8 protein-coding genes are annotated in these 7252 nt (G+C 56.9%); all 8 read right to left on the bottom strand.

From position 1 onward, the window contains the following. The coding region (locus GXX82_08970) for a phenylalanine--tRNA ligase subunit beta (GenBank protein NLT23165.1) at positions 1-941 on the bottom strand (941 nt) is incomplete at its 3' end. An 11-nt stretch (positions 942-952) separates the two neighbouring features. Continuing rightward, positions 953-1963 carry a phenylalanine--tRNA ligase subunit alpha gene (gene pheS / locus GXX82_08975; protein NLT23166.1) on the bottom strand — a complete coding sequence of 337 codons (1011 nt, stop codon included), beginning with the start codon at positions 1961-1963 and terminating at the stop codon, positions 953-955. A gap of 8 nt (positions 1964-1971) precedes the next feature. Next, positions 1972-2331, bottom strand: coding sequence for a 50S ribosomal protein L20 (rplT, locus tag GXX82_08980; GenBank protein NLT23167.1), 360 nt, complete (start codon positions 2329-2331; stop codon positions 1972-1974). A 25-nt stretch (positions 2332-2356) separates the two neighbouring features. Then, positions 2357-2554 carry a 50S ribosomal protein L35 gene (rpmI, locus tag GXX82_08985; GenBank protein ID NLT23168.1) on the bottom strand — a complete coding sequence of 66 codons (198 nt, stop codon included), beginning with the start codon at positions 2552-2554 and terminating at the stop codon, positions 2357-2359. Positions 2555-2572: 18 nt separating this feature from the next. Next, positions 2573-3067, bottom strand: a complete 495-nt coding sequence (locus GXX82_08990) for a translation initiation factor IF-3 (GenBank protein NLT23169.1) — start codon at positions 3065-3067, stop codon at positions 2573-2575. 29 nt (positions 3068-3096) lie between these two features. Beyond that, positions 3097-4812, bottom strand: coding sequence for a threonine--tRNA ligase (gene thrS, locus GXX82_08995; protein ID NLT23170.1), 1716 nt, complete (start codon positions 4810-4812; stop codon positions 3097-3099). 372 nt (positions 4813-5184) lie between these two features. Continuing rightward, positions 5185-6507 carry a hypothetical protein gene (locus tag GXX82_09000; GenBank protein NLT23171.1) on the bottom strand — a complete coding sequence of 441 codons (1323 nt, stop codon included), beginning with the start codon at positions 6505-6507 and terminating at the stop codon, positions 5185-5187. A 105-nt stretch (positions 6508-6612) separates the two neighbouring features. Beyond that, a partial coding sequence (locus GXX82_09005) for a thaumatin family protein (GenBank protein ID NLT23172.1) occupies positions 6613-7252 on the bottom strand: 640 nt, incomplete at its 5' end.

Raw genomic sequence — 7252 nt, forward strand, 5'->3', positions numbered from 1 at the left:
GCCACGGGTCCGGAGCCGTCACAGATGAGGATGTCCCCGGCCTCTATGGGCCTGTCGATGCTGTCAAGGGTACGGAATGTCGATGGTCCGCCGGCCACTTTCACGTCTATCCTCGACTCGTCGAGGCGCTCGAAGTCGAAGGCGTGGAGCGGTTGGCCGAGTTCGAGCATGACGTAGTTCGTCACGTCCACTATGTTGTTGATGGGCCTCATGCCGCATCGCGTGATCCTTCGCCTCATCCAGAAAGGAGAGGGGGCGATGGTTATGCCCTTGATGAGCTTGAGAACGTAGCGGGGGCAGGCCGTTGTGTCCCATATATGAAGGGCTATCTCGTCTTCCACCGATCCCCCGGCATCGGCCTTGAGCTCGAAACCGGGCAACTTCGCCTTCTGTCTCAGTATGCTGGCCACTTCCCGCGCGATCCCGAGGACGCTCAGGCAATCACCACGGTTCGGAGGGACGCTGACATCGAGCACCGTGTCGTGAGAAATGGGATGATCGGCAAGGATGCTCCCGGGACTGATATCATCGGGCAGGATGAAAATACCGCTATGGTCATCGGAAATGCCCAGTTCCTTCTCGGAGCAAAGCATCCCGAATGACTCGATACCGCGCACCTTGCGCTTGCCGACGACGAACTCCCTGTCAAGGGTGGCGCCCACGGTTGCCAGCGGAACCCTGTCGCCGACGGAGATGTTCGGCGCCCCGCAGACGATGGTAAGATTCTCCCTTCCCGTGTCAATGGAGCAGACAGAGAGGTTGTCGGCGTTGGGATGCGGTTCGATCGTGGCTATGGTGCCAGCCACGACCCCGGTGAAACGCGGCGTGAGCCTCTCGATGCCTTCCACCTCCAGCCCGCGCATCGTGAGCCGCCTGGCGAGATCCTCAGGCTCTATGTCAATGACAACGAATTCGTTCAGCCACTCGATGGGTACCTTCAATTGATCTCACCTCAGAACTGCGAAAGAAACCTGATGTCGTTATAGTAAAACTGACGGATATCGTCGATACCGTACTTTATCATGGCTATGCGTTCGACCCCCATGCCGAAGGCAAAACCTGTGATCTCCTCCTGGTCGTAACCGACATTGCGGAAGACCTGGGGATGGACCATGCCCGAGCCCAGTATCTCGAGCCAGCCTGTGTCCTTGCACACCCTGCAGCCGGCGCCCCGGCATATCACGCAGCCTATGTCCACTTCAGCGGACGGTTCCGTGAAAGGAAAATAGCTCGGGCGAAACCGCAAGGGGGTGTCGGGTCCGAACATCTCGTGGATGAATATGCTCAGGATCCCCTTGAGATCGGAGAAGCGAACGTTCTTATCCACCATCAACCCTTCGACCTGGTGGAACATCGGCGTGTGGGAGATGTCATTGTCACAACGGTAGACGGAACCGGGCGCGATGATCTTCACCGGCGGCAGCTGTGCTTCCATGGTGCGTATCTGCACGGGCGAGGTGTGGGTCCTCAAAACGACACCGGGCCGTATGTAGAATGTGTCCTGCATGTCCCGGGCCGGATGGTCCGAGGGGATGTTGAGGGCCTCGAAATTGTAGTATTCCGCCTCGATATCGGGGCCTTCCGCCACGGCGAAACCAAGGGAGCCGAAGATCCTTATGATCTCTTCGAGCGTGAGCGTGATGGGATGCTTTCTTCCGAAAAGCGGGGCGGTTCCAGGCATGGTGATATCGATGAGCGAGGCCCGTTCCTTCTTCTGTCTTTCGATCTCGTCGAAATGCTTTTCCAGCTCACCGATCCTGAGGTCCGCCCAGGTCTTGATCTCGTTGATGGCCTTGCCGGCATCGCGGCGCTGGTCCTTGTCGAGCGTCTTGAGCTTATCGAGGTAGTCGGCGACAACCCCTTTTCTCCCGAGAAGGGATACCTTCACCCGCTTGAGGTCCTCGATGTTCCCGATCCGGGATATTTCGCCTTCTATCTTCTCTTTCAGTCCGCTTATGTCCAAGCGCCACCCTAATGCGTGACCACTGCCTTGACCTTAGCCACCACCTCGCCGAATCCCGCGGGGTCATTGACGGCCATGTCGGCGAGCGATTTCCGGTTGAGGGCGATGTTCGCGACCTTCAACCCGTTGATGAAGCGGTTATAGGGTATGCCATAGGAACGGCAGGCCGCGTTGATGCGGACGATCCACAGGGACCTGAAGTCCCGTTTGCGTTCCTTGCGCCCAACGTAGGCGTACTTGAGCGCCTTGAAGACGCTTCTTTTCGCCACGCTGTACACGTTCTTCCTGCGCTGCGTCATGCCCTTCGCAAGCTTGAATATCTTCTTTCTTCTCTGTCTTGCCTTGAATCCTCGTTTTGCCCTTGGCATGGTCTTGTACCTCTCCTGGATCTTTCTATAGATAGGGTATTAATGACTTGATCCTCTTCGCGTCCGCGGGATGGATGGTGTCCGCCTTTGAAAGCCTTCTTTTCATCTTCGGTGTTTTCGAAGACAAAAGATGGCTGTGGAAGGCCTTTGCGCGTTTGATCTTGCCGCCGGCGGTGACCTTCACGCGCTTCGCCAACCCCCGATGAGTCTTTATCTTTGGCATGTGAACCTCCTTCAATGATCACAGGGGGGCGAAAATCATTACGATGTTTCTGCCGTCAAACCTGGACCTCTGTTCCAGTTCCCCCACATCTTTCAATGAATCTATAACCTTTTGCGCCAGCTTCTCACCCATGTCAACATGGAGGACCTCCCGTCCCCTGAACATGATGATGATCTTCAGTTTATGGCCCTCTTCGAGGAACCCCCTGAGATGCTTCATCTTGAACTGAAAGTCGTGCTCCTCGATCTTGAGTCCCAGCTTCATCTCCTTGATCTGGATCAGGGTCTGTTTCTTCTTCGCTTCCTGGGCCTTCTTCGAAAGCTGGTACTTGTACTTCCCGTAATCCATGATCTTGCAGACCGGCGGAGATGATTTCCCCGCCACCTCCACAAGGTCAAGCTCCCGTTCCCTCGCGAGCCTCAAGGCGTCCACCGTGGGAACGATGCCCAACTGTTCTCCGTTTTCGTCGATAAGCCGCACCTCGCGAACCCGGATCCTTTCATTGATACTGATGTCTTTGTAGTCTTTTCCTGCTATAGGGCTCACCTCCTGGTTATATTCTCATCCTTTACCCGGTCCGCAAAATCTTGAAGCCCGATATCTTTGAGCTCGCCTCCGTCGCGCACGCGGACGGTGAGAGTATTGCTCTCCATTTCCTTCTTGCCCGCAATTACCATATAGGGGATTTTCTTTACCACACTTTCGCGGATTTTTAAACTGAGTTTTTCATTCCTCAGGTCGGTTTCGACCCGAATGCCTTCGCCCGCGAGTGCATCGGCGATACTCTTCACGTAGGGTGCCTGGTCGTCGGTGATGTTCATCACTACGACCTGCACGGGTGCGAGCCAGACGGGGAATTTGCCTCCGTAATGCTCTATGAGAACGCCCATGAACCTCTCCAGGGCTCCGAGGACGACACGGTGGAGCATGACGGGGCGCTTCCGCACGCCGTCTGAATCGGTGTAATGGAGATCGAAGCGCTCCGGGAGGGCAAAATCGCACTGGATGGTGGCGCACTGCCACTTTCTCCCCAGGGCGTCCTTGAGCTTTATGTCGATCTTCGGTCCGTAGAAGGCGCCGTCACCCTCGTTGAGATCGTAAGGCAGGCCCTCGGTGTCGAGCACCTCCTTGAGGGCCTTTTCGGCCCTTTCCCAATCCTCGTCGCTCCCGATGGATTTTGACGGTCTCGTGCTTATCTCCATCTCGAACTCAAAACCGAAGATGGCCATGACGTCCTGCACGAAGCGGATGATGGCCAGGATCTCCTCGTGGAGTTGATCGGGACGAAGGAAGATGTGAGCATCGTCCTGAGTGAACTCCCTGACCCTCATGAGACCGTGGAGAACGCCGGACTTTTCGTGGCGGCAGACGGTCCCGAGCTCGAAGTATCTCAGAGGCAGTTCGCGGTAGCTCCTCACCTGCGACTTGTAGACCATGATGTGGGAGAGGCAGTTCATCGGCTTGATGCCGTATTCCACCTCGTCGACCTTCGTGAAGTACATGTTCTCGCGGTAGTTCTCGAAATGGCCCGACTTCTTCCACATGTCCATCTTCAGTATGTGGGGGCCGACGACGAACTGGTAACCCCTTTTCAGGTGTTCCCTGCGTTCGAAATCCTCGAGGAGCCAGCGAAGAAGAGCGCCTTTGGGGTGGTATATGACGAGCCCCGCGCCGACCTCGTCGGATACACTGAAGAGGTCGAGGTCTTTCCCGATCCTCCTGTGGTCTCTCTTTTTCACCTCTTCGAGGAAGGTGAGGTATTGCTTGAGCGCCTTCTCGTCGGCGAATGCGGTGCCGTAGATGCGCGTCAGCATCTTGTTGCGTTCGTCCCCCCTCCAGTACGCCCCGGCGAGGCTCAGGAGCTTGAAGGCCTTGATCTTGCCCGTCGAGGAAAGGTGAGGCCCGCGGCAGAGGTCCGTGAAGGAGCCCTGGGTATACATGCTCACCTCGTCGTCGCCGATGGCCTCGAGAAGCTCCACCTTGTATGGTTCACCCATCTCCTTGAACATGGCTATGGCATCCTGCCTCTTGACGACCCTGCGTTCAATGGGGATATCCTCGGCGGCCAGCTCATTCATGCGTTTTTCGATCTTCGGCAGGTCCTCTTCCGTGAAGCCCGGTTCGTAGTCGAAATCGTAGTAGAATCCTGTCTCTATCGAGGGACCGATGGCGACGCGGACCCCGGGATAGAGGTCCCTGACGGCCTGTGCCATCAGGTGCGACGCGCTGTGACGTATCATGTCGAGGTTTTCATCCATTTTGCTATCCTTTGATTACCCTCTTCCTCTTACACCAGACCTGAGCAACATTGCCTGAACAGAAAGATATTATTACCATTTTTGTATTTCTCTTGTCAATTTTATAGTTAATAAAGATGAGGAAAAATGATGAGGCAGGTCAGAGGGGCGGGGAGAGGGGTCTTTGATAGGACCAATAGGACAGGATAGGACGTATAGGACCAATAAGACCCATAGGACGCTTAGGGCCTATAGGACGGACCGATTGCCCGCAGTGGGCGGCGATCGCACTTCACCACGTCCTATACGTCCTATTCTGTCCTATAAGTCCAATATGTCCTATAGGTCTTATTTTGTCCTATTGGTCCTATCTGCGACCTGCGACCGTTTTCTCTACTTCGCGTCCTTCAAACTGCCCTTTTTCTTGTAGAGCTCTTCGAGAGGGTTGACGTGCTCCGCGTCGATCGTCAGGTCCTTGAGCTGCATCGGGATGAGCCGCACGGCGAGGGTGAGTATCGCCACGTTGCGCACCATCCGTGTCCCTTCGCGGGAAAAGAGGTATTTTATGATGGGTATCTTCGAGAGCAGGGGAAGGCCGACCTGCTCCTTGTATTCGGCATCGTTCACGAATGTGCCGACGACGTACCGCGCGTTGTTCGCCTTGAGGACCCTCGTGGTGGCGAACGTCTTCGTCGTGTATTCGGGGGCCGTTGTCGACGCGTTGTAGGTGTGGTTCGCCGTCACGACGCTGATCTTCACGAGCACGTCGACGCGGACCTGGCTTTCGTCGGGTTTGTCCTTTCTGTAGTCGATCGTGGTGGGTATGACGTCCACGCTGGTCTCCAGCTGTTGGTAGGATGTCATGACGTTGTTATTGAAGTCGGTGCTGAAGATGGGGACCTGCTGGATGTTCGTCAGGAGGGCCTTGTGGCCGTTGCGGGTGTAGACCTCGCTGGAGACGAGGACCTTGCTCCTGTCAAGGGCCTGGTTGAGCTGGGCGATCTTCGCGAAGGAGACGGCATTGAGGTCCGCCGACCCCGAGAAGGAATACTGGGCAGACTCCGAGGACTGCAGGAGCATCCCGGCGGAGCTCGAGATCGTCGCGCCGATGATATCCGGACCCAGGGTCAGACCTACGTTCATCGCGTCGTCATCGCTCAGTTCACGGAGACTCGCTGATATGACGATCATATGCGCCTGGTTCTGGTCGGGTATGAAGCGTTTCAGGAGGAGCAGTTTCTGGTGCAGTTCCTCCTTTTCTCCCATGAGGATGAGCATGGGAGTGAAGCCGCCGGCGGAGTAAACGATGCCCCTGACCTTGCCGAGGGCACCCGTCTGTTCGAGCTGCGAGATGAGGTCACGCATCGCCTGCACGCTCTCCCTGTCGAACAGAATGGTGGCGACGGTTCCATCGGGACTGATCTTGAAATCGAGGGGGCTCGCCTCTGCTTTCAGTGGAGTTTCGGAGGTGCCGGCACCCGCCATTGCGGTTTGTTCGCCGCTCCCTATGTTGCTGAGCGGCTTGTCCGGCTCCGTCGGCCCTGCCCCGCCCGACGGCTCCGACGGAGCGGATGTCGCGCCCGCGCTGGAAGACTGCCCCGGTGCGATGATAGTGGGCAGCGTCATCGGCCCCGCCCAGGCGACGGTCTGGCACAGGGCCTGCGAGATCAGCAGACAGGTCGCGATGACCTTGAAAGATGTGTGCCGGGTCAGCAAATCATGTTCCTTGGTCGGAGATCACCAAACCGGCATCGAAATGGCGATGCCGGTTTGGTGTCGGTTGCCATGCCATGCAATACCGAGACGAGACCACCTGTCGCCTTACGGGCAGAAGGTGACCTCATACGCGGTGGCCACGCAGGAAAAGGTGCTGTTGTTGTCATCCTGCGGCCAGGCGTACGCGTCGGGGCATTTCTTCTTGAAGAAGTCCGAATACGATGTGGACGGGCAATTGCCGGCATCGTTGCGGTTCGCGGGACCGAAATAGCTTCCCGTGCAGCAGTACTTGGAATTGGCCATCCGGTCCGCGTGACCCGCGTCGAATGCCTGGCAGGCGCTGGTGCAGCCCACGAGGGTCCCGCGTCCGTTGCGGACCTTCAGGTCGTTTAGACAAGATGTCTCGTCTTTAACGTTGGTTTCCTGGACGAAGTCGAATTTGCAGGCCGAGACCCCGCAGCCGTACTTGTCGTTGCGCGGTTTCTTGATGATCGCCGTGGGTTTGATCTGTATCGGCAGGTTGAAGCCATCGACGAAGCTGAGGTCATAGAAATCGTTGCCGTTCTGATCGAAGCGGAATTCCGCGAGGCCCTTGGGAGGCGCTCCGCCGACACCGGTCTTGCAGTGCAGCTGGTCGCCGCATCCGCCGGTCTCGCAGAGCCCGACGTTGGTGTTCTTGAAATCGCAGCCGGTGCGGGGATAGAAGTTGCCGCTCCAGACCATGTTGTTGCCGCACCCCTTTTCA

It is taken from the genome of Syntrophorhabdus sp. (assembly GCA_012719415.1).
Lineage (GTDB): Bacteria > Desulfobacterota > Syntrophorhabdia > Syntrophorhabdales > Syntrophorhabdaceae > Delta-02.